We start from the raw sequence: 21,525 nt of genomic DNA on the forward strand, positions 1-21,525 counted from the left end.
CCGGCGCTCCCCGTCCTGTGGAGTGCGTTACGGAAGGTTCGATGCACCCTCGGCAGCAGGAGTTCACGAGGGCATGTCCGGAGCATGTAACAGCCACCGATCCGACGTACGACGGCCCCGGCACCGCGAGGGTGCCGGGGCCGACGTGGGAAGCGCGCTCGGTTACGCGGAGTCCCCCGCGAAACCGATGAAGCGCGCCCACTGCGCGGACGGTACGGAGAGGACGGGGCCGCACTGTTCCTTGGAGTCCCGCACGTGGACCGTGCCGGCGGCCTGTGCGACCTCCACACAGTTGCCGCCGTCCGGGCCGCTGTAGGTGCTCTTGTGCCAGGACAGCTCGTCGATGAAGGACGTCCACTGCGCGGACGGCAGCGAGAGAATGGGACCGCGCTGGTCCTTGGAGTCCCGCACGTGCGTCGTCCCGACGGCGTGTGCGACCTCCACACAGTCGCTGGCGCCAGACGAGCCGCTGTAGCTGCTCTTGAACCAGGGCAGCTCGCGGAGTCGGGCTGCCTCCTGCTCCTGCTCGTTCGTCATCGTTCCCCTGCCAACTGCTCGATGAAGGCGGCCGAATCCTCGACGTTCAGCGCCTGTGATCGCAGCTTCCCATACCGCAGGGCGAACGTGCTCACATGTTTGGCCTCACTCACGACGTGACCGATGTCCTGGGACTCGAAGTAGCCGTGCTGCCGGTGCTCCGAACTCTCGACGAGCACGAACCCGCCGGTGAGCCCGGCATGGAAGCCGCTGCCGATGGGCACGACTTGGATCGCCACGTTGCGGAGTTTGCTCATGGCCAGCATGTGCCGATACTGCTGCTTCATCGTTTCCGGCCCGCCCAGTTCCTGGCGCAGCGCGGCCTCCCCGATGACAAATGAGAAGTCCACGAGTGGACTCTTGGTGAGGATCTTCTGCCTGGTCAGGCGCACGTCCACGTTGTTCTCGATGGCGTCCTCGTCGAGCACGGGAACGTGGCCCTCGAACAGTGCACGCGCGTACGCCTCCGTCTGCAACAGTCCCGGAACCAGTAGCGGGGCGTACCCGAACCGGCTGACGGCCTCCATCTCCAACAAGACGAAGTCCCTAAAAAACGGGGGCAGTTTCGCCAGGTCCACATCCTCCTGGAGGGTGGAGAGGACGCCGTTGGCGTTCAGGACCCGTTCCGCGGCCTCCGTCAGGACGGCCTTCGCCGCGCGGCGCCCCTGCTCGACCGAGGCGAGCTGTTCGACGGAGTAGCCGAGGAGCGGGGCCAGGGTCTCCTGCGAGTAACCGGCGGCCTTGCGGAACTTGCGCAGCAGCTTGCCGTAGGCGATCCAGACGCCGGGGCGGTCGTCCTCGCGTTTGCGCTGGTGGCCGACGTCCACCGTGCGTGGTGAGGGGACGGCTCGGCCGTCCTTCCTTCGAGGGGCAACGGTCATCCGGCCTCACGTCCTTGTGCGCCCGAAAGGGGTCTCAGCGCCAACGCCGTCCGCCGTGATCCGGTCACGGCGAACAGCCCGTACATTCCCGCGCAGAAGGCGTACTCCGCCGTACCCGTCGCCGGGGCACACTCTTCCGACCTGGTAAACGCTAGCTGCGTAGCGGGACCGTCACGCCATGAATACGCAAACGCAGAGGATTCGCCGGGCCGCGCCACCACGCGAGGGCGGCCCCGGTGACACGGCGGGCCCGGCCGCGTTCGCCGTGCAGCTCAGCTCCACCCGGCGGGGCGCCCGGCTGGCGCGGCTGCTGGCCACGCAGTGGATGGACGAGCACGGGGTGCCGTACCGGAGTACGACCTCGCACACGGCGGCGCTCCTCGTGGCCGAGCTGGCCACGAACGCGGTACGGCACTGCGGCAACATCGGCCGGGACTTCCGGCTGCGGCTGACACTCGGCGCCGCCGGAACCGCACGGGGGCCGGTGCTGCGCATCGAGGTCACCGACGCCCGCGCGGACAAGCCCCTGCCCTCGGGCCCGCGTCGGCCCTCGGACCCGGAGGAGGAGACGGGGCGCGGGCTGGTGCTGGTGGACGCGGTGGCGGACCGCTGGGGAGAGCGGGTGAACGATCTGATCACCAAGACGCTGTGGGCGGAAGTGGACCTGCCGGGGTGAGCCCGGGGCCCGGGGCGGTCACCGTCCCCGACACCCCGGGCGCGTAGCTGACGGGCGCCGCCGTGGGGCGTTCCTCACGTGCGGGTGGTGGCCGTGCGGACCGGGAGCCGGTCGCGGTGCCGTTGCAGGGACCTGAAGTCCTCGAACCACGGCTGGGTGCGTCCGGTCTCGCCCTTCCTCTCCTGCCGGACGGTGCGGGTGGCGTAAAGGCTGTTGAGCATCCAGGGCTGTTTGCCGGGGCCGATGTTGCGGACCATGGCATCGGCCTGGGCCACTCCGTACGTGGCGACGGCGAGCTTGCCCGTGTCGCGGAAGCGGCGCACCTGGTCGCGCAGGTAGTGCCTGTTCTTGTGGAACCAAGGGCTCATGGCCAGGAAAGCGTTCCACTTGTCCTGCGGGAACGGGTGGTCCACCGCACTCTTCAGGAGCTGCCACACCCGGGTGTCCGGGGCGACGCCGTACCGGCGGGCGAACCGGGGCGGAACCCTGTCGCCCAGGTGGGCACGCCAGTTGAGGACGAGGGAGAACTCCGTCGCGAGGAACTTCTGGTCGGAGCGCAAGTGCGGGACCACGTAGTCCAGGTACTGCTGTGCGGCGTCCAGGGACGTCACGTGCGGGTGGATGTCGACGCCTTCGAGCTCCCGCGTGCCGTGGACGAACTCCAGCCACCGGCGGGTGGCCGCCGTGCGCTCGGCGGGGTCGTCGAGGTGGTTGAGCGCGCCCATGTACAGGCGGGTCCGGCACCCGCGCGGGAAGTGCTTCCTGCGGTACGCGACGAGGTGCCCGGCCACGTGCTCGTAGAACCTGTTGAGGGCGGGGCCCTCGCGGTCGGCGCGGCGGGACTCCAGGAACGGTTCGTTGCCGATCACGAGGATGTCGACCTTGTCCAGCACGGCGCGGGCCACCTTGTCCACGCGGGCCAGCTCGTCCTCCATCGCCCCGCTGCCCGGGGCGGGCAGCGCACGCTGCCGGTAGGGGAACTTCAGCGACAGCACGGTGCCGTACTGCTGCTCGTGCGCGTCCAGCAGGGTGGCCACCGCTCGCTGCTCCCCCACCGGGCCCTGGTCGACCTGGGGCATCGGGAGGAAGCCCCGCACCCAGCTCGCGGAGGCGCCCCGCAACCGCGGATACGTCACCTCGGTGGGGTCCTCGTTGAAGTTGACACCCAGGATGCCGCTCGGAGCGGTCGCGGGGTGCTCCGCGGAGCCGCCGTCCCCTCCCCCGCCGCCTTCCTCGTCCTTGCCCGCACTGCAACCCGCCGCCAGGAGCGCACCACCGGCCGCCGCCCCCGAGAGGAGGAACAGGCGCCGTCGGGGTACTCCCCGCTCCTGTTCACGGGGCGGGAGGGCGTTCGGTGGCGGCGCGCGGTGCATCAGCGGACTCCTTTCGGGGGCGGTCGTCTCTGTTCGGGAGTACGTGCCGAAAGCCTCACCTGTTCACCGGCAGGTCGTCGTCACCGACGGATCGTCTCCACCGACGGCTCGTGTCCACCGGCCGTCGCATGCGCCCGCAGGTCGTGTCCGGGGAGCAGTGACGGCGCTGAGAGGGCGGACGGTGCGTGCGTACGCCCCGGGGCCGGTCAGCGGTCGAGGCCGGTCTCCAGCAGGCGGGCCCACTGGGTCACGACCCTCTCGCGGCGCGCGCGGTCGTCGGTGAGGAGGTTGGCGAGGCCCAGGCCGCGGGCCATGTCGAGCAAGCCCTGGACCGTTTCGCGGACGCCGGGTCTGTGTTCGTCCACGCCCAGCAGTTCGACCGCCATGCGGTGGGTCTCCCGCCCGATGCGGGCCTCCAGCGCGGTGACGCGGGGGCCGAGCTGCGGTTCGTTGGAGGCAGCCACCCACAGGTGCAGGGCCGCGCGGAAGAGCGGGCCCGTGTAGAGGGCGACCAGCGTGTCGACCGCGGCGTGCAGGGACGCCGGGGTCGGCAACTCGCGCAGCGCGCGGGAGCGTTCCTCGGCGACGTACTCGACCGCCGCCGTGAACAGGTCCTCTCGGGTCGGGAAGTGGTGCTGGGCCGCGCCCCGCGAGACGCCCGCGTGTTCGGCCACCACCGTGACGGTGCTGCCCGACCAGCCCAGGTCGGCCAGGCACGTGACGGCCGAGGCCAGCAGCCGCTGCCGGGTGGCGCGGCTGCGGTCCTGCTTGGGCGCGGCACCACGCGGCGCGACACCGCTTGGCGCGGTACCCCTCGGACCGGTACCGGTTGAAGCGGCGCCGCTTGCGGCGGCGCCGGTTGAAGCGGTGCCGCTTGCGGCAGTGCCGGTTGAAGCGGTGCCGCTTGCGGCGGTGCCGGTTGCGGCGGTGCCGCTTGGAGCGGTGCCGCTTGCGGCAGTGCCGGTTGAAGCGGTGCCGGTTGGAGCGGTGCCCCCCGGGCCAGTGCCGGTTGAAGCGGTGCCCCCCGGGGCCGTGTCGGTTGGGGTGGTGGGGTTTCGTTCGGTCATCTCGTGGGCGCCTGCCGTGCCCATCGGGGCTCCCGTCGTTCGAGAAAAGCCGTCATGCCCTCGCGGGCCTCGTCGGACGCGAACAGGCGCGCCGACAGGTCAGCGAGCGTACCCGTGTCGCGGTCGAACGCGGCCAGCACCTCCTGGGTCACCAGCCGCTTCGACGCGGTGAGACCCTGCGGGGAGCCACGGCGCAGGCCGTCCAGGACGGGGACGAGTGCCTCGTCCGGGTCGTCGGCCGCCTCTGTCACCAGGCCGATCCGGGCGGCCTCGGCCGGGCCGAACCGTTCGCCCGTCAGGTAGTAGCGCGCCATCGCCCGCGGGTCGGCGCGCGGCAGCACCGGCATCGAGATCACCGCCGGGGCGACGCCGATGCGGGCCTCCGTGAAGGCGAAGGTCGCGCTCGGGCCCGCGACCGCGATGTCGCACGCCGCCAGCAGGCCCGTGCCGCCCGCGCGGACGTGTCCGGTGACCCGGGCGACGACGGGCTTGGGGTGGGCGACGATCGCACGGAGCAGCCCGGCCAGGGCCAGGGGGGCGTCCGTCGGGGCATCGTGCGCGGACGCCTCGGTCAGGTCGGCGCCCGCGCAGAAGGTGCTGCCCGTGTGGGTGAGGAGGAGCACGCGGGTGCCGGGGTCCCGCTCCGCGTGCTCCAACTCCTCGTGGAGCCTGGCCAGCAGGCGGGTGGAGAGCGCGTTGCGGTTGCGGGGCGAGTCGAGGGTGAGGGTGCGGACACCGTCCCTCGATGCGGTGGTGAGGGGCTCCTCGCCGGGGGTGGTGCCGGTGGTGTGCGCCGTACCCCCGGCGCGCTCGGAACCCGGCATCAGTACGACTTCGGGAGGCCGAGGGTCTGGTGGGAGACGTAGTTGAGGATCATCTCCCTGCTGACCGGCGCGATACGGGCCACCCGGGACGCCGTGATCATCTGCGCCAGGCCGTACTCGCGGGTCAGGCCGTTGCCGCCCAGCGTGTGCACCGACTGGTCGACGGCGCGCACGCACGCCTCCCCCGCGGCGTACTTCGCCATGTTCGCCGCCTCCCCCGCGGCGACGTCGTCGCCCGCGTCGTAGAGGGCGGCTGCCTTCTGCATCATGAGGCGGGCGCACTCCACCTCGATGTGCACCTGCGCGAGAGGGTGCGCGATCGCCTGGTGCGCGCCGATCGGTTCCTTCCACACCTGGCGGGTGCCTGCGTAGTCCACAGCGCGTGCGATGCAGTAGCGGGCCATGCCGAGGGCGAAGGCCGCCGTCATGATGCGCTCCGGGTTGAGGCCGGCGAAGAGCTGGAGGAGGCCCGCGTCCTCGTCGCCGACCAGCGCGTCGGCGGGCAGCCGGACGTCGTCCAGGACGAGTTCGAACTGCTTCTCGGGGGCGCCCAGTTCCATGTCGATCTGGTGGCGGGTGAAGCCGTTCGCGTCCCGGGGGACGATGAACAGGCACGGCTTGAGTTTGCCCGTGCGGGCGTCCTCCGTGCGGCCCACGACGAGGGTCGCGTCCGCGATGTCGACGCCCGAGATGAAGACCTTGCGGCCGGTCAGCAGCCAGTCGCCCGTCGCCTTGTCGCGACGGGCGGTGGTGGTGATGCGGTGGGAGTTGGAGCCGGCGTCGGGTTCCGTGATGCCGAAGGCCATTTTGCGGGTGCCGTCGGCGAGGCCGGGGAGCCAGGTCTTCTTCTGGGCGGGTGTGCCGAAGCGGGAGATCACTGTGCCGCATATTGCTGGTGAGACGACCAGCATGAGGAGGGGGCAGCCTGCGGTGCCGAGTTCTTCCAGGACGATGGAGAGTTCTTGGATTCCGGCGCCGCCGCCGCCGTGGGCCTCCGGGAGGTTGACGCCTAGGTAGCCCAGGTGGGCGGCCTCTTGCCAGAGGGCGTCGGTGTGTTCGTTTTTGGCGACCACGTCGGTGAAGTAGTGGTGGCCGTAGCGGTGGGCGAGGGCGGATACGGAGGCCCGGAGGGCTTTTTGTTCTTCGGTTTCGGTGACCATGGGTGGTCCCTCCCTTGTGGGTGGTTGTTCTTTGTCGGGGGGCCGACGGCCGTCTGTTGTTGGGGGGCTCCGCCCCCCAAACCCCCTGGGTCCTCGCCGGACGGGCGTTGGGGCGGCTCCGCCCCCCAACTGCCCCCCGCTACGGGGGCTTCTCCCCCAGACTTCGTCCGGGGGGACCCCCACCCCTAGGAGCCCCCTTCCGCAAGAGCTTCAGCTCGTTTACTTCGTGGGAACGCCCTGGTGGAAGGCCGCCTTGGTGCGTCCGGTGGCTTTCCTGCGGGTTTGTCAGTCGGTGACGACGGCGAGGACGGTGCCGAGTTCTACTTGTTGGCCCTCGGTGACGTGGAGGGTGAGGGTGCCGGTGGTGGGGGCGGCGACGCGGTGTTCCATCTTCATGGCTTCGAGCCAGAGGAGGGGTTGGCCGGTGGTGACGGTGGCGCCTTCGGTGGCGTCCTCGGCGAGGCGGATCACCGTGCCCGGCATGGGGGCGAGGAGGGAACCGGGTTCCGTTGCCGCTTCCGGTTCGGGGTGGCGGGGAAGGGCGGTGAAGGTGTGCGAGCCGGCGAAGACGCGGTCGCCGTGGACGGCGACCGGGTAGGTGCGGCGTACCCCGCCGGTCTCCAGAACCACTTCGTCGGGGTGCGCCGCGAGGACCCGCACGTCGGGGGACGAGACGGGGATCAGCCTGGCGTTGCGGCCCCAGGCGTAGCGGACCTCGTGTTCGCGGCCGGTCGGGTCGGTGTAGCGGCGGGTGAGGGGGGCCGAGGGCAGGTTGCGCCAGCCGCCGACGCGGGTGGCCACGTGAGGGCGTCGGGGGTCGTGGTCGGTGGCCTGGGCGAGGGCCGCCGCCAGGAGGGTGTGGTCGGTGCCGGTGTCGGCGGGGGTGGTGAGGGTGGCCAGGTGGCGGTCGTAGAAGCCGGTGTCGAGGCGGGCAGAGGTGAAGTCGGGGTGGCGGAGGGTGCGGACCAGGAGATCGCGGTTGGTGGTGGGGCCGTGCAGGGTGGCCTGTTCGAGGGCGCGGGCGAGTTTGCGGAGGGCTGCGGGGCGGGTCGGGGCGTGGGCGACGACCTTGGCCAGGAGCGGGTCGTAGTGGATGCCGATGTCGGTGCCGCTCTCGACGGCGGAGTCGACGCGCACGTCGCCGGGCACGTGCAGACGGTGGAGGCGGCCGGTCTGCGGCTGCCAGCCCTGGGCGGGGTCCTCGGCGTAGAGGCGGGCTTCGACGGCGTGGCCGGAGGGGGCGGGAGGGCCGTCGGGTGGGAGGGGAGCGTCCTCGGCGATCCGGATCTGGTGGGCCACCAGGTCGAGGCCGTGGACCGCCTCGGTCACCGGGTGCTCGACCTGGAGGCGGGTGTTCATCTCCAGGAAGCAGGGGCGTCCTTCGGCGGAGACGAGGAACTCGACGGTGCCGGCGCCGGTGTAGCCGACGGTGCGGGCCGCGGTGACGGCAGCGTCCTGGAGGGTGCTGCGCAGCGCGTCGGGGAGGCCGGGGGCCGGGGCCTCCTCGACGACCTTCTGGTGGCGGCGCTGGAGGGAGCAGTCGCGGGTGCCCAGCGCCCAGACGGTGCCGTGGGCGTCGGCGAGCACCTGGACCTCGACGTGGCGGCCCCGTTCGACGTACGGCTCGACGAACACCTCGCCGTCACCGAAGGCGGAGGCCGCCTCGGAACGGGCCGCCTCGATCGCGTCGGGGAGGGCGGCCAGGTCGCGGACGATGCGCATGCCGCGACCGCCGCCGCCCGCCGACGCCTTCACCAGGAGGGGCAGGTCGGCCGCGGTGGCGCGGGCGGCATCCAGGGGGGTCAGGAGGGGGACGCCCGCGTCGGCCATGAGCTTCTTGGCCCGGGTCTTGGAGGCCATGGCCTCGATGGCCTCCGGTGGCGGGCCGATCCAGGTGAGGCCCGCGTCCTGCACGGCGCGGGCGAAGTCGGCGTTCTCGGACAGGAAGCCGTAGCCGGGGTGCACGGCGTCGGCGCCGGCCGCGTGGGCGGCGTCCAGCAGGAGGTCGGCGCGCAGATAGGTGTCGGCGGGCGCGTTGCCCGGCAGGCGTACGGCGGCGTCCGCCTCACGGGTGTGGGGTGCCTCGGTGTCGGCGTCGGAGTGGACGGCGACGGTGGCGATGCCGAGGGCGCGGCAGGTGCGGAAGACGCGCCGGGCGATCTCGCCGCGGTTGGCGACGAGGACGGAGTGGATCATTCCTTGCTCCCTGTGGTGTCCGGCCCCCGGTCACATCCGGAAGACGCCGAAGCCGCCGCGGGCTCCGGCGACGGGCGCGGTGTGGATCGCGGACAGGCAGATGCCGAGAACGGTGCGGGTGTCGCGGGGGTCGATGACGCCGTCGTCGTAGAGGCGGCCGGAGAGGAACATCGGGAGCGACTCGCTCTCGATCTGCTGCTCGACCATGGCGCGCAGCCCCGCGTCGGCCTCCTCGTCGAAGGGCTTGCCCTTGGCGGCGGCCGACTCCCGCATGACGAGGGAGAGCACGCCCGCCAGTTGCTGGGGGCCCATGACGGCGGACTTGGCGCTGGGCCAGGCGAACAGGAAGCGCGGCTCGTAGGCGCGGCCGCACATGCCGTAGTGGCCCGCGCCGTAGCTGGCGCCCAGCAGGACGGACAGGTGCGGCACCTTCGAGTTGGAGACGGCGTTGATCATCATCGAGCCGTGCTTGACGATGCCGCCCTGCTCGTACTCGGTGCCGACCATGTAGCCGGTCGTGTTGTGCAGGAAGAGCAGCGGGATGTCGCGCTGGTTGGCGAGCTGGATGAACTGGGTCGCCTTCTGCGACTCCTCGCTGAAGAGGACCCCTTGGGCGTTGGCCAGGATGCCGACCGGATAGCCGTGCAGCCGCGCCCACCCGGTCACCAGGCTGGTGCCGTACAGCGGTTTGAACGCGTCGAAGGCGGAGCCGTCCACGATGCGGGCGATCACCTCGCGCGGATCGAAGGGCACCTTGAGGTCGCCCGGGACGACGCCGAGGAGTTCGTCGGGGTCGTAAAGGGGTTCGGTGACGGTGGCCGGGTCCGGATCCGGGTGCGCCTTGCGCCAGTTGAGGCGGGCGACGACGCGGCGGGCCTGGCGCAGCGCGTCCGGCTCGTCCAGCGCGTAGTGGTCGGCAAGGCCCGAGGTGCGGGCGTGCATGTCGGCGCCGCCCAGCTCCTCGTCGTCGGCCTCCTCACCGGTCGCCATCTTCACCAGCGGCGGCCCGCCGAGGAACACCTTGGCCCGCTCCTTGACCATGATCACGTGGTCGGACATGCCGGGGATGTAGGCACCGCCCGCCGTGGAGTTGCCGAAGACGACGGCGACGGTGGGGATACCGGCCTCCGAGAGGCGGGTGATGTCGCGGAAGAGGGCGCCGCCCGGGATGAAGATCTCCTTCTGGCTGGGCAGGTCCGCGCCGCCGCTCTCCACGAGGCTGAGGCACGGCAGCCGGTTGGCGTAGGCGATCTCGTTGGCCCGCAGCGCCTTCTTCAGCGTCCACGGGTTGCTGGCGCCGCCGCGGACGGTCGGGTCGTTCGCCGTGATCATGCACTCCACGCCCTCGACCACGCCGATCCCGGCGACGAGGGAGGCGCCGGTCGTCCAATCGCTGCCCCATGCGGCGAGGGGGGACAGTTCGAGGAACGGGGTGTCGGGGTCCAGGAGCAGTTCGATCCGTTCGCGGGCGAGGAGTTTGCCCCGCTCGTGGTGGCGCGTCGTGTACTTCTCGCCGCCGCCCGCCAGGGCCTTCGCCTGCTCGGTGTCCAGCTCGTCGAGCTTGGCGAGCATGGCGGCGCGGTTCTCGCCGTACGCCGGTGCGCCGGTGTCGAGCGCCGAGGGGAGCGCCCCTGCTGCCGCGGTCACGTGAGGAATACCTCCGGTATGTCCAGGTGGCGGGCGCGCAGCCACTCGCCGAGCGCCTTCGCCTGCGGGTCGAAACGGTGCTGGGAGGCCACGCCCGCGCCGAGGATGCCCTCGACCACGAAGTTGAGGGCCGCCAGGTTCGGCAGCTCGTGGCGGGTCACGGGGAGGTCCCGCGTCTCGGGCAGCAGGGCACGGAGCCGGTCGACGGTGAGGGTGCCGCGCAGCCACGCGTAGAGCGCCGGGTCGGCGTCGCGGGCCCACACGCCGATGTTGGCGCTGCCGCCCTTGTCGCCGCTGCGGGCCCCGGCGACGAGGCCGAGGGGCGCGCGCCGGGTCCGCGGCTCCGGTCGCTGCGCGGAAAGCTCCGCCTGCGGGCCGTCGGCGCCCGCAGGCCGCCCGGTCTCCAGGGGAGGTGCGGGCCGGGCCTCCGCGGCGCGTGCGGAGTCCTGGGCAGGGGCGGCGCGGAAGGACACGTCCCGGCGCGTGCCGTCGGGCAGGACCGCGACGTGGGGGACGGTGGATGCCTCGACGTACTGCGCCTCGAACACTCCGTAGGGCGCTGCCCGCGAGGGTGGAGCGGTCACATGGAAGCCGGGGTAGCTGGCGAGGGCGAGTTCGACGGCGGGTCCGGAGACGGCGCGCCCGACGGCGGCCTCGTCGTCGTCGCGGACGACCAGCCGGAGCAGCGCGCTCGCCTCCTCCTGGACGTCGGCGTCCTCGCGCCCCGTCCGGGCGAGGCTCCAGGTGACCTCTCTCGGGCGACCGGGGCCCGCGAAGGCGGCTTCCATCTGTGCGCGCACCAGCGCGGCCTTGGCCTCGATGTCGAGGCCGGTCAGCACGAAGGTGACCTCGTTGCGGAAGCCGCCGAGGCGGGTGAGGCCCACCTTGAGGGTGCCGGGGCGCGGTTCGCCGCGTACACCGTCGATGCGGACGCGGTCGGGGCCCGCCTGGCTGAGCCGCACGGTGTCCAGGCGGGCGGTCACGTCGGGGCCCGGGTAGCGGGGGCCCGCGGTCTCGTAGAGGAGCTGCGCGGTGACGGTGGCGACGGTGACCGCGCCACCCGTTCCGGGGTGCTTGGTGACCACCGCGGAGCCGTCCTCGTGCAGCTCCGCCAGCGGGAAGCCCGGGTGGCGCACGTCGATGCCGTCCCGGGCGAAGAAGGCGTAGTTGCCGCCGGTGGCCTGGGTACCGCACTCCAGCACGTGCCCGGCGACGACGGCGCCGGCGAGCCGGTCCCGGTCGTCGGCGGACCAGCCGAAGCGGGCGGTGGCGCAGCCGCTCACCAGCGCGGCGTCGGTCACCCGCCCGGTGACCACGACATCGGCGCCCGACCGCAGGCACTCCGCGATGCCTGCGCCGCCCAGGTAGGCGTTGGCCGTCAGCACGCCCTCGCCCCACTCCTGGCGGCCCGTCAGGTCGTCGCCCTCGACGTGGGCGACCCGCACAGGCACGCCGACCCGCTCACCGAGGGCGCGGACGGCGTCGGCGAGCGCGGCCGGGTTGAGGCCGCCCGCGTTGGTGACGAGGGCGACGTCGCGCTCCCGGGCGAGCCCCAGGCCCTCCTCCAGTTGCCGCAGGAACGTCCTGGCGTAGCCGCGGGAGGGGTCCTTCAGGCGGTCGCGGCCAAGGATGAGCATGGTCAGCTCGGCCAGGTAGTCGCCGGTCAGAATGTCCAGCGGGCCGCCCGTGAGCATCTCGGTGAGGGCGCTGAAGCGGTCACCGTAGAAGCCGGAGGCGTTGCCGATCCGCAGCGGGGCGGGCGGCGTCCGAGGGTGCTGCGCTGTGGGCCGCGCGGGCGTGGTCACGGGAGGGCCTCCCCGGAGGTCCGGGTGCGGGCGGGCGCTTCAGGGTGCTGCCTTCCGCCCGGTGGGCGGCCCGCGCCCGGTGGGCCCGCGAACGCCTGGGCGATGCCCAGCCACCGGTCGGCCTCGGCGCCTTCGGCCCGTACGCCGGTGTCGTCCCGGTGTGCGCGCTGGGTCACCAGGAGACAGAAGTCGAGGGCGTCACCGGTCACCTGCTGCGCCGCGCCCTGGGGACCGTGGGCCCAGATCCGGCCGTCCGGCGCGGTGACCTCCACCCGGAAGGGCTCGGCGGGCGGGGTGAGGCCGTGCGCCGCGTAGGCGAAGTCACGGGCACGGACGCCGATCCGCACGATGTGCCGCAGCCGGTCCGTGGGCACGCGGCGGACGCCGAGCGCGTCGGCGACGTCGGTGCCGTGGGCCCAGGTCTCCATGAGCCGGGCGGTGGCCATGCTCGCCGCGCTCATGGCCGTCCCGTACCAGGGCAGCTTCACCCCGGCGGGGACGGCGGCCAGGGCGTCGGCCAGCGCGGAGCGGCCCCGGCGCCAGCGGCCGAGCAGTTCGCCGTGCGGCAGGGCCGCGCCCTGCTGTGCGGCCTCGTCGATGAAGTGCCCCGCTCCCCCTTCGCGGGCCACGTACTCCTCGGTCTCGCGCCGGAAGGCGTCCGGGTCCGTGGCGGCGAGCAGGGCGCGCCGGTCGGTCCAGGCGAGATGGGCGATCTGGTGGGCGACGGTCCAGCCGGGCGCGGGGGTGGGCGCGCGCCAGGCCGCGGGCGGCAACCCGGCGACCAGTCCGTCCACCTCCTCGCTCTCCTCGCCCAGGTCCGCCAGGACGGCGCGGAGAACGTCCACCGGTGCGGCCACAGCCACCCTCCTCGAAGTCGCAGGTCGGGGGCCGACGAGTCGGGGCCCGCCCCGGGCCCCGACTGCCGTGCGTGGCACCGAGACTGACAGCCGAGCGAAAAACAAGCAAGCGTGCTTGCATGACTTCTTCACGGTCGGCGCCCGGACAACCCCGGCGGACCGAGGCCCCGGAAGGAAGGGCCGGGGGCCCGCCTGGACCCCTGCCCCGGATGACAGCCGCCTCCCACGCGCCCGGCCACGGAAGGGGCCGTCGAGCCACAGGGAGCTGATGCGCCGCAGACCTGCGGGCCGGGGTGGCCCGGGACGTACGGGAACGACGGCTACTGCGCGGGCCCGGAACTCCCGCGCCGGGCGGCATGAAAGCGCGCCTTCTTCTGGCGGTTTCCGCAGGTGTTCATGTCACACCATCTGCGGGTGCGGCTCTGGCTGGTGTCGAAGAAGGCGGCCCGGCACGTCGGCGAGGCGCACAGGGCCAGCTTCCCGTCCCGTTCGCCCGCGATGATGCCGACCGCGTCGGCGGCGATCACACCGAGGGCGTCTGCCACGCGGGAATCCGCGCCGAGCCGCCATTCCCGGGTCCCCTCGGGCGTCAGGACAGCCGCGGCCCGCCCCTGCGTGCTGCGGTCGTTGACGACGTGGACAGCGGACGCGGGGAGGGCGTCCCCGAGGGCGGCCGCCGTCGCGACGGCGTGGATCGCCTCCCTCAGCTCCCGGGCGAGTTCGAGCTGCGCGGTGGTGCAGGAGTCCACGGCCAGACCGTTCACCGCCAGCCAGTCCACGAGCCGCTGCGGCGTGGGAATGCGCTCCACGGCGTTCCCCTGACGCTCCGTCAGGGTCGCCGTGAAGCTGGTCGCCAGCACGCTGCCGAGGCGGAAGTCCGGGAACCCGTCACGCATGGAACCACCTTAGCCGGTTGCACGGCCGCACCGTCCCCTGCTAGAACCGTCTGAGCCGGTTCGCGGCAGGTCCCGGCCGGTCCCACGATGACCAGGAGGTCTCCTGACCATGAGCGGTCCGACCAGCGACGTGCACGCATGTGACACCCACGCGACCGACGCCGAACTCGACGATCTGCGTGCGCGGCTGGCCGCGGCGCGGCTCCCCGAGGCCGAGACGGTCCCTCGCACCGCGTCCGGGCCCGGCCGATGGGAACAGGGCGTTCCGCTCGCCGACCTCGTCGATGTCGTCGACTACTGGCGTACCGGGTACGACTGGCGGGCGTTCGAGAGGCGACTCGACCGCATCGGCCAGTTCCGCACGACCATCGACGGTCTGGGAATCCACTTCCTGCACCGCCGGTCCCCGCGCGCGGACGCCACCCCTGTGCTCCTGACGCACGGCTGGCCGGACAGCATCGTCCGGTTCACCGACGTCGTGGACGAGCTGGCAGACCCGGAGGATGCGGACGCGCCGGCGTTCCACGTCGTGGTCCCGTCGCTGCCAGGCTTCGGGTACAGCGACAAGCCGACCACCACCGGATGGGGAACCGAGAAGATCGCAGCCGCCTGGGTGGAACTGATGGAAAGGCTCGGCTACAGCACGTTCCTGGCCCACGGCGGCGACTGGGGAGGCAACATCACCACGGTCCTCGGCGGCCGGTTCCCCGCGCACGTGCTCGGCATCCACACGACCTTCGCAGAGGGACCGCCCGGGTCGACCACCGACGGGCTGACGGCGGTCGAACGCGAGTGGGCCGAGGAGACCCGCGACTTCTGGCGTCACCGCGCGGCGTACGCGAAGCAGCAGGCGACCCGGCCGCAGACCATCGGCTACTCGCTCGTCGACTCACCGGTCGGGCTGCTCGCCTGGATCCTCGACAAGTTCGCCGAGTGGACGGACACCGACGACAGCCCCTTCGAGACGCTCTCCAGGGACCGCGTTCTCGACGACGTCACCCTGTACTGGCTGACGCGGACCGGCGCCTCCGCCGCCCGCCTCTACTACGAGAGCCACAACGCGCTCGACCCCGGACTCCGCGTCGACGTCCCCTCGGCACTGACGATGTACCCCCGCGACACCGAGAAGTGCCCGCGCCCCTGGGCACAGCAGCGGTACCGGCAGATCGTCCGGTGGAGGACGCCCGAAGCCGGAGGACACTTCCCCTCGCTGGAGGTTCCCGAGCACTTCGTCAAGGATCTGCGAGAAGGGCTCGCGGCAGTGCTGGCCGCTCGTCGGTGAGTGCGGCGCCTCACGGGGTCAGGTGTTCCGCCAGCACCTCCGCCAGGTGGCGGCTGCGGTGGCCGCCGAGCTGTGCCATCTGGGTACGGCACGAGTAGCCGTCCGCGAGGATCTCCGTGCCCGGCGCGGCAGCCCGCAGGGAGGGCAGGAGCTGGTCCTCGGCGCAGGCCGCGGAGACCTCGTAGTGCCCTTTCTCGAAGCCGAAGTTGCCGGCCAGGCCGCAGCAGCCGCCCGACAGCTCGCCCGTCAGTCCCGCCCGCTCCCGCAGCCTGCGGTCGGCGGCGTCACCGATGACGGCGTGCTGATGGCAGTGGGTCTGCCCGGCGACGGGGCGCTCCAGGCGAGGCGGGGACCAGTCCGGGGCGTACTCCTCCAGGGCCTGGGCGAAGGTGCGCACGGCGCGGGCGAGGCGGGCCGCGCGCGGGTCGTCGCCCAGCAGTTCGGGCACGTCCGAGCGGAGCGCCGCCGCGCACGGCGGCTCCAGGACGGCGACGGGCAGCCCGGCGTCCAGGGCGGGCTCGATGCGGTCGAGGGTGCGGCGCATCACCCTGCGGGCCGCATCGAGCTGCCCGGTGGAGACGTAGGTGAGGCCGCAGCACACCTGCTCGGGCGGCACCACCGGCCGCAGCCCGGCGTCCTGGAAGACCCGCACGGCTGCCGAACCGGCCTCGGGCGAGAGGTAGTTGGTGAAGGTGTCCGGCCACAGGACGACCGGGGTGCCCTCCGCCCTGTCCCGTCCGGACTGCCTGCGCCACCAGCGGGTGAACGGCGTACGCGGCAGCGCCGGGATGTCCCGCTCGGGGGCGAGCCCGCCCAGCCGCTTGGCCAGGGCGGCCAGCGGCGGCACCCTGGCGCCCGCGTTCAGCAGCGGGACGGTGCGCGAGGCGGCGGCCAGCCGCAGCCACTGCGGCAGCCTGCCCATGGAGTGGTGCGCCATCGGCCGCCGCCTGCCGGGGTGTTCGGCGTCGCCCTCGTGGTAGTGGTGCAGGAACTCGGCCTTGTAGGTGGCCATGTCGACGCCGACGGGACAGTCGCTCCTACAGCCCTTGCAGGACAGGCACAGGTCGAGGGCGTCGTGTACCTCCTCGGACTGCCAGCCGCCGGTGACGATCTCCCCGGCCAGCATCTCGTGCAGCAGCCGGGCGCGACCCCGCGTGGAGTGCTTCTCCTCGCCGGTGGCGCGGTAGGACGGGCACATCACGCTCGCGCCCGACACCGTCTCGTTGCGGCACTTGGCGACGCCGACACAGCGGCGGACGGCCGCCGAGAAGTCGCCGCCGTCGTGCGGGTACCCGAACTCGACGTCGACCGGGGTGCGCGGCAGCGGCGCGAAGCGCAGGTTCGCATCGATCGGGTCGGGCCGCGCCAGCATGCCGGGGTTGAGGCCGCCCGCCGGGTCCCACAGGTCCTTGAAGCGGTGGAAGAGCTCCACCATCTGCGTCCCGTACATGCGGGGCAGCAGGGCGGCGCGGGCCTGGCCGTCGCCGTGCTCGCCGGAGAGGGAACCGCCGTGGGCGACGACGAGGTCGGCCAGCGCGGCGGAGAACTCCCGGAAGACGGCGATGCCGGCGGCGTCCATCAGGTCGAAGTCGATACGCACATGGATGCAGCCGTCGCCGAAGTGCCCGTACGGCAGACCGCGCAGCCCGTACTCGCGCAGCAACGTGCGGAAGTCGCGCAGGTAGGCGCCGAGCCGGGCCGGGGGAACGGCGCAGTCCTCCCACCCCGGCCACGCCTCCGCGTCCTCCGCCATGCCGGGCAGCGCCAGCCGGGTGGCCGTGCCGGAGGCGTCCTCGCGGACCCGCCACAGGGCGCGCTGCCCGGCCGGGTCCGTGACCAGCGCGTGGTCGGTGGTGCCCTCGCGGGCGGCGCGGCACACCTGTGCGGCATCGGCCTCGGCCTGCGCGCGGTCCTCGCCGCCGACCTCCACGAACAGCCACGCCCCGCCCCGGGGAAGGGAGGCGCGGGCCGCGTCACCCACCAGGTCGTTGGCCATGCCCTCGACGGTCAGCGGCGCGTACGGAAGCAGCCCGGCCGCCGCGTCCGCCGCCGCGCCCTCGTCCGCGTACCCGAGCACGGCCAGCACCCGGGCACCCGGAGCCGGCACCAGACGGACGGTGGCGCGGGTCAGCACGCCCAGCGTGCCCTCGCTGCCGGTGAAGGCCCGCGCCCAGTCCTCGCCCTGCTCGGGCAGCAGCGCGTCCAGCGCGTAGCCGGAGATCCGGCGCGGCAGCTCGGGGAACCCGGTGCGCAGCCGGGCCAGTTCGCCCTGGACGAGGGAGCGCACGCCCGTGCGCAACCGCTCCGGGACGCCGTCGCCGCCACGCGCGAGGCGGGCCCGCTCACCACCGTAGGTGAGCACCTCCAGCTCGCGGACGTTGTCGGCGGTGGTGCCCCAGGCCACCGAGTGCGAGCCGCAGGAGTTGTTGCCGATCATCCCGCCGAGCGTGCAGCGGCTGTGCGTGGAGGGGTCGGGGCCGAAGGTGAGGCCGTGCGCCCCCGCCGCGGTGCGCAGCTCGTCCAGGATCAGGCCGGGGCGCACGACGGCCGTCCGGCCGACGGGGTCCAGATGTTCGAGCGTCCGCAGGTGGCGGGTGAAGTCGAGGACGACGCCGAGCCCGGTCGCCTGCCCCGCGATCGACGTCCCCGCACCCCGCGCCACCACCGGGACGCCCCGCTCCCGGCAGACGGCCAGCACGGCCGCCACGTCGTCGTCGTCGCGGGGCGCCACCACACCCAGCGGGACCCGCCGGTAGTTGGAGGCGTCCATCGTCACCAGCGCTCTGTCCTGGGCGCCGAACTCCACCTCGCCGCCCCGCACCGCCGCCCGCAGTGCCCCTTCCAGCTCCCGCGCCCCGTCCCGTGCCGCCCGGCCCTGTGCGCCGTCCCGTACCTCAGCCATGCGCACAGGGTGCACGCTGAGGCCCGGCGCACGCTGCCCCTGATGCCGCCGGAACACCTGTGTTGCGCGTCACCCCGTACGGGTGGGTGAGCCGTCGCCCTCATGCGGGTCCGGAATCGTGCAGGTCTCCAGCAGACGGGGCGGGGCGGCCTGTTGCCTCCAGCCCAGGGCAACAGTCAGGAACGTCTTCCCGGCGACCCCGAAGGCGGGCATCGACCACGCCTCCGCCTCCCTGGTCTGCGGCAGCACCGGAGCCAGGCGGCGCACGTCCTGGAAGCCCGGCAGGTCAGGTCGCCTCCCGGCGTGCACGGCCGCAGCAGCCACGGCCGCGGCTCGGGGGCGCCCACCGACGGTCGCGGCCCACCGGCCGTCTCATGCCCTGGACGTTCCGCGATACCCGGGCGCGCGCGGCACTAGGCTCTGCCCGTGGCTGATATCCAGATTCCCGCTGACATCAAGCCCGCCGACGGTCGCTTCGGCTCGGGCCCCAGCAAGGTGCGTCCGGAGGCGCTCAGCGCGCTGGCCGCGACCGGTACCTCCCTCATGGGCACCTCCCACCGCCAGGCCCCCGTCAAGAACCTGGTCGGCCAGGTGCGGGAGGGCGTGCGGAACCTCTTCTCGCTGCCCGAGGGGTACGAGGTCGTCCTGGGCAACGGCGGCACCACCGCCTTCTGGGACATCGCGACCCACGGCCTGATCTCCGCCCGCTCCCAGCACCTGTCCTTCGGCGAGTTCTCCTCCAAGTTCGCCAAGGCCGCCCAGCAGGCACCGTGGCTCGGCGAGCCCAGCATCATCTCCAGCGACCCGGGCACCCACCCCGAGGCGCGCGGCGAGCAGGGCATCGACGTCTACGCCCTCACCCACAACGAGACCTCCACCGGCGTCGCCATGCCCATCCAGCGCGTCCCCGGCTCCGACAACGGCGCGCTCGTCCTGGTGGACGCCACCTCCGGCGCCGGCGGCCTGCCCGTCGACGTCAGCGAGACGGACGTCTACTACTTCGCGCCGCAGAAGTCCTTCGCCGCGGACGGCGGCCTGTGGATCGCCGTCTTCTCCCCCGCCGCCGTCGAACGCGCCGAGCGCATCGCCGCCTCCGACCGGCACATCCCGGCGTTCTTCGACCTGAAGACCGCCCTCGACAACTCGCGCAAGAACCAGACGTACAACACCCCGGCGCTGGCCACTCTCTTCCTCCTCGCCGACCAGTTGGAGTGGCTCAACAGCCGCGGCGGTCTCGACTGGGCCGTCGAGCGCACCGCGGACTCCTCCGGACGGCTCTACGGCTGGGCGGAGAAGACCTCCTTCGCCACCCCGTTCGTGACCGACCCGGCGCAGCGCTCCCAGGTCGTGGGCACCATCGACTTCTCCGACGACGTGGACGCCGCCGCCGTGGCCAAGGTGCTGCGGGCCAACGGCATCGTGGACACCGACCCCTACCGGAAGCTGGGCCGCAACCAGCTTCGGGTCGCCATGTTCCCGGCCGTCGAGCCGGCGGACGTCGAGGCGCTGACCGCCTGCATCGACCACGTGATCGAGAACCTGTGACCGCGCACGTGATGTGACGCCTACGCCGGAGGGCGGGCCCGGGGAACGGGTCCGCCCTCCGGCGTACGCGGCGTGGGGAACTCAGTCCCGGCGGCGGCGGAAGAGGCGGCGCAGGCCCCACCAGACCACCAGGGCGCCGACGAAGGTGGCGGCGCCCAGGCCCAGGGTGTGGTCGTCGTCGCCGGAGGCGCCCGCGGCACCCGTGCCGTCCCGGCCCCCGGCGCCGCCCTTGCCGTCGGCGGACCCGCGTGCCGACTCGGGCAGCGCCTCGCCCTTGAGCTGGACGGGCTCCACGCCGCTGCGCACGCCCTCGGAGCCGTACATCAGGGTGCGTCCGTCGGGCACGAAGGTCACCGACTCGCCCTGCCGTTGCAGCGGCACCGGCACGGAACCGATCTTCTTCGGCCTCCCGCCCTGCCAGCGGTAGCCGTAGGCGGAGAAGTAGCCGCGCAGCACCAGCCGGGTACCGTCGGGGGAGAAGGCGCCGTCGGTGGCCTCGAAGTCCAGCGGGGCGACCCGCGAGAAGGTGTTCACACCGCCCGCCTGCATCCGCTCAGGACCCGCGTAGAGGGCGGCCTTGCCCTCGGCGTTCTTGCTGGCGATGTAGACACGGCCGGTCTTGGGATGGACCATCAGCGACTCGGCGTTGCGGGGCCCGTCGGCGTAACGGACCGTGTAGCGCGTCGGGGTCACCGTGATGTCACCGCGCAGCCGCTTCGGTTCGGGGAAGCGGTAGATCCACACCTCGGGCCAACTGCCGTCGAGGTTGTCGCCGATGTCGCCGACGTACACGTCGCCGTCGGGGCCGACCGAGACGGCCTCCACGTCACGCGGGTCGATGCCACGCATCGTGACCCGCGCGACGGTCTTGCCGGTGCGGCCGTCGACGGCGTACACGTACGGGCCGTCGTCGGAGTCGTTGTGCGTCCAGTAGACGCCCTCGTGGCCGCGGACGGCGGCCAGACCGCTGGACTCGGTGATGCGGGGATCCTCGATGGTGAAGCCCTTCGGATCGTCCGCCGCGACGGCCGGCGCCGCGACTCCGCCCACGCCCACGCACACGCACACCACCGCACCGGCAACCGCCCCGACCCCGACCCCACGCACCCGACGTGCTCGCACAGACATGGGGCAAGTGTCCAGCATCACGGTGCGGGTCAGCACATGATCCCCCAGGATGTGCGCCATGCGCATCCTCTTCGTCGGCGACTCCATGACGATCGGAGCAGCGGGCGACCACACCTGGCGCTACCGCCTGTGGCAGCACCTGTGCCGCACCCGGCCCGAGGACGCGCCCGAGATCGTCGGTCCCCGCACGGCACTGCACGAGGGCAGCCACGGCTATGCCGACCCCGCCTTCCCCACGCACGCACGGGCCCACCTCGCGGGCTGGGGCGAGGGGTGGCTGCACATGGCGCCGGTCGTCGGCGAGACGGTCGCCGCGTACGCGCCGGACACCCTGCTGGTCTCCCTCGGACTGATCGACCTGGGCTTCTACACCGGCCCCGAGCAGACGCTGGAGAACGTCGAGCTCTTCCTGGCCCGGGCGCGCGCCGCGAACCCCGCGCTGCGCGCCGTGCTGCTGCCGGTGATCCCCAACATCCGCGCGGCCACCGACCCGCCCTTCGCCGCCGCCTGCGCCCACTTCAACACCCTGCTGGCCAAGGCGGTGGCGGACCTGTCGGAGCCGCGCTCCCCGCTGCTGCTCGCCTCCGTACCGTCCGACTGGTCACCGGCCCGCGACACCTACGACGGCACCCACCCGTCCGCCGAGGGGGAGCACCGGATCGCCGCCGCGTTCGCCGACGCGCTGCACCAGGCGTGGGCCCTCGGTGGCCCGTACGGGGGCATACCGGTCTGTTGACCACAAAAACGGC

At 72.9% G+C, this 21,525-nt stretch carries 18 protein-coding genes; 4 read left to right on the plus strand and 14 right to left on the minus strand.

Going from position 1 to position 21,525, the window contains the following annotated elements:
* Positions 1-162: 162 nt before the first annotated feature.
* Together H297_RS42450 and H297_RS0133295 are read right to left on the minus strand one after the other, a co-directional pair.
* The gene (locus H297_RS42450) at positions 163-537 is read right to left on the minus strand and encodes a DUF397 domain-containing protein (RefSeq protein WP_037795955.1); all 375 of its coding nucleotides are present in this window, start codon (positions 535-537) and stop codon (positions 163-165) included.
* The gene (locus tag H297_RS0133295) at positions 534-1,418 is read right to left on the minus strand and encodes a Scr1 family TA system antitoxin-like transcriptional regulator (RefSeq protein WP_027740563.1); all 885 of its coding nucleotides are present in this window, start codon (positions 1,416-1,418) and stop codon (positions 534-536) included. The genes H297_RS42450 and H297_RS0133295 overlap by 4 nt, the downstream gene beginning before the upstream one ends.
* A gap of 178 nt (positions 1,419-1,596) precedes the next feature.
* Between H297_RS0133295 and H297_RS39985 the strand changes: the two genes are divergently transcribed.
* Positions 1,597-2,094 carry an ATP-binding protein gene (locus tag H297_RS39985; RefSeq protein WP_078515040.1) on the plus strand — a complete coding sequence of 166 codons (498 nt, stop codon included), beginning with the start codon at positions 1,597-1,599 and terminating at the stop codon, positions 2,092-2,094.
* Between the two features lie 74 nt (positions 2,095-2,168).
* Here H297_RS39985 and H297_RS0133305 read toward each other — a convergent pair whose 3' ends face one another.
* The 9 genes from H297_RS0133305 to H297_RS0133345 all read right to left on the minus strand — a co-directional run bounded on the left by H297_RS0133305 (position 2,169) and on the right by H297_RS0133345 (position 13,919).
* Positions 2,169-3,467, minus strand: a complete 1,299-nt coding sequence (locus tag H297_RS0133305) for a hypothetical protein (RefSeq protein ID WP_078515042.1) — start codon at positions 3,465-3,467, stop codon at positions 2,169-2,171.
* A gap of 206 nt (positions 3,468-3,673) precedes the next feature.
* Positions 3,674-4,204 (minus strand): TetR/AcrR family transcriptional regulator, encoded by a 531-nt coding sequence (locus H297_RS39990; protein ID WP_051352415.1) that lies wholly within the window; start codon positions 4,202-4,204, stop codon positions 3,674-3,676.
* A 326-nt stretch (positions 4,205-4,530) separates the two neighbouring features.
* The gene (locus H297_RS39995) at positions 4,531-5,358 is read right to left on the minus strand and encodes an enoyl-CoA hydratase family protein (RefSeq protein ID WP_051352408.1); all 828 of its coding nucleotides are present in this window, start codon (positions 5,356-5,358) and stop codon (positions 4,531-4,533) included.
* Entirely contained in the window at positions 5,358-6,518 is a 1,161-nt protein-coding gene (locus H297_RS0133320) for an acyl-CoA dehydrogenase family protein (protein WP_027740565.1), read from the minus strand. The genes H297_RS39995 and H297_RS0133320 overlap by 1 nt, the downstream gene beginning before the upstream one ends.
* Before the next feature lie 285 nt (positions 6,519-6,803).
* On the minus strand, positions 6,804-8,714 hold the full coding sequence (locus H297_RS0133325; RefSeq protein WP_027740566.1) for an ATP-binding protein: 1,911 nt from the start codon (positions 8,712-8,714) through the stop codon (positions 6,804-6,806).
* Between the two features lie 30 nt (positions 8,715-8,744).
* Positions 8,745-10,361 carry a carboxyl transferase domain-containing protein gene (locus tag H297_RS0133330; protein ID WP_027740567.1) on the minus strand — a complete coding sequence of 539 codons (1,617 nt, stop codon included), beginning with the start codon at positions 10,359-10,361 and terminating at the stop codon, positions 8,745-8,747.
* The gene (locus H297_RS0133335) at positions 10,358-12,055 is read right to left on the minus strand and encodes an acyclic terpene utilization AtuA family protein (RefSeq protein WP_486589788.1); all 1,698 of its coding nucleotides are present in this window, start codon (positions 12,053-12,055) and stop codon (positions 10,358-10,360) included. The genes H297_RS0133330 and H297_RS0133335 overlap by 4 nt, the downstream gene beginning before the upstream one ends.
* Before the next feature lie 107 nt (positions 12,056-12,162).
* Complete coding sequence (locus H297_RS40000; protein WP_078515044.1) at positions 12,163-13,023, minus strand: TIGR03084 family metal-binding protein; 861 nt, start codon at positions 13,021-13,023, stop codon at positions 12,163-12,165.
* 320 nt (positions 13,024-13,343) lie between these two features.
* Positions 13,344-13,919, minus strand: a complete 576-nt coding sequence (locus tag H297_RS0133345; RefSeq protein ID WP_027740569.1) for a CGNR zinc finger domain-containing protein — start codon at positions 13,917-13,919, stop codon at positions 13,344-13,346.
* Between the two features lie 109 nt (positions 13,920-14,028).
* Here H297_RS0133345 and H297_RS0133350 point away from each other — a divergent pair, with 109 nt between their 5' ends.
* Positions 14,029-15,201, plus strand: a complete 1,173-nt coding sequence (locus H297_RS0133350; protein WP_027740570.1) for an epoxide hydrolase family protein — start codon at positions 14,029-14,031, stop codon at positions 15,199-15,201.
* Between the two features lie 10 nt (positions 15,202-15,211).
* Here H297_RS0133350 and H297_RS0133355 read toward each other — a convergent pair whose 3' ends face one another.
* Together H297_RS0133355 and H297_RS0133360 are read right to left on the minus strand one after the other, a co-directional pair.
* Positions 15,212-18,103 carry an FAD-binding and (Fe-S)-binding domain-containing protein gene (locus H297_RS0133355; RefSeq protein WP_051352417.1) on the minus strand — a complete coding sequence of 964 codons (2,892 nt, stop codon included), beginning with the start codon at positions 18,101-18,103 and terminating at the stop codon, positions 15,212-15,214.
* Between the two features lie 69 nt (positions 18,104-18,172).
* The gene (locus H297_RS0133360; protein WP_027740572.1) at positions 18,173-18,427 is read right to left on the minus strand and encodes a hypothetical protein; all 255 of its coding nucleotides are present in this window, start codon (positions 18,425-18,427) and stop codon (positions 18,173-18,175) included.
* A gap of 102 nt (positions 18,428-18,529) precedes the next feature.
* On the opposite strand from H297_RS0133360, the gene serC reads away from it, so the two are divergent.
* The gene (serC, locus tag H297_RS0133365) at positions 18,530-19,648 is read left to right on the plus strand and encodes a phosphoserine transaminase (RefSeq protein ID WP_027740573.1); all 1,119 of its coding nucleotides are present in this window, start codon (positions 18,530-18,532) and stop codon (positions 19,646-19,648) included.
* A gap of 81 nt (positions 19,649-19,729) precedes the next feature.
* Here serC and H297_RS0133370 read toward each other — a convergent pair whose 3' ends face one another.
* A complete protein-coding gene (locus tag H297_RS0133370; RefSeq protein ID WP_486589782.1) occupies positions 19,730-20,776 on the minus strand; it encodes an SdiA-regulated/phytase-like domain-containing protein in 1,047 nt (348 codons plus the stop codon).
* A gap of 58 nt (positions 20,777-20,834) precedes the next feature.
* Here H297_RS0133370 and H297_RS0133375 point away from each other — a divergent pair, with 58 nt between their 5' ends.
* Positions 20,835-21,512 carry a GDSL-type esterase/lipase family protein gene (locus H297_RS0133375; RefSeq protein WP_027740575.1) on the plus strand — a complete coding sequence of 226 codons (678 nt, stop codon included), beginning with the start codon at positions 20,835-20,837 and terminating at the stop codon, positions 21,510-21,512.
* Positions 21,513-21,525: the final 13 nt, after the last annotated feature.

The organism is Streptomyces sp. CNT360 (genome assembly GCF_000424785.1).

Bases quoted from the DNA above. Each gene is read 5' to 3' on its own strand.
- H297_RS0133355 (WP_051352417.1), bottom strand. From the start codon at position 18,103: ATGGCTGAGGTACGGGACGGCGCACAGGGCCGGGCGGCACGGGACGGG.
- H297_RS0133335 (WP_486589788.1), bottom strand. From the start codon at position 12,055: ATGCTCACGGGCGGCCCGCTGGACATTCTGACCGGCGACTACCTGGCC.
- H297_RS0133370 (WP_486589782.1), bottom strand. From the start codon at position 20,776: ATGTCTGTGCGAGCACGTCGGGTGCGTGGGGTCGGGGTCGGGGCGGTT.
- H297_RS0133350 (WP_027740570.1), top strand. From the start codon at position 14,029: ATGAGCGGTCCGACCAGCGACGTGCACGCATGTGACACCCACGCGACC.
- H297_RS39985 (WP_078515040.1), top strand. From the start codon at position 1,597: ATGAATACGCAAACGCAGAGGATTCGCCGGGCCGCGCCACCACGCGAG.
- H297_RS0133345 (WP_027740569.1), bottom strand. From the start codon at position 13,919: ATGCGTGACGGGTTCCCGGACTTCCGCCTCGGCAGCGTGCTGGCGACC.
- H297_RS0133375 (WP_027740575.1), top strand. From the start codon at position 20,835: ATGCGCATCCTCTTCGTCGGCGACTCCATGACGATCGGAGCAGCGGGC.
- H297_RS39995 (WP_051352408.1), bottom strand. From the start codon at position 5,358: ATGCCGGGTTCCGAGCGCGCCGGGGGTACGGCGCACACCACCGGCACC.
- H297_RS0133325 (WP_027740566.1), bottom strand. From the start codon at position 8,714: ATGATCCACTCCGTCCTCGTCGCCAACCGCGGCGAGATCGCCCGGCGC.
- H297_RS0133305 (WP_078515042.1), bottom strand. From the start codon at position 3,467: ATGCACCGCGCGCCGCCACCGAACGCCCTCCCGCCCCGTGAACAGGAG.
- H297_RS42450 (WP_037795955.1), bottom strand. From the start codon at position 537: ATGACGAACGAGCAGGAGCAGGAGGCAGCCCGACTCCGCGAGCTGCCC.
- H297_RS0133320 (WP_027740565.1), bottom strand. From the start codon at position 6,518: ATGGTCACCGAAACCGAAGAACAAAAAGCCCTCCGGGCCTCCGTATCC.
- H297_RS0133295 (WP_027740563.1), bottom strand. From the start codon at position 1,418: ATGACCGTTGCCCCTCGAAGGAAGGACGGCCGAGCCGTCCCCTCACCA.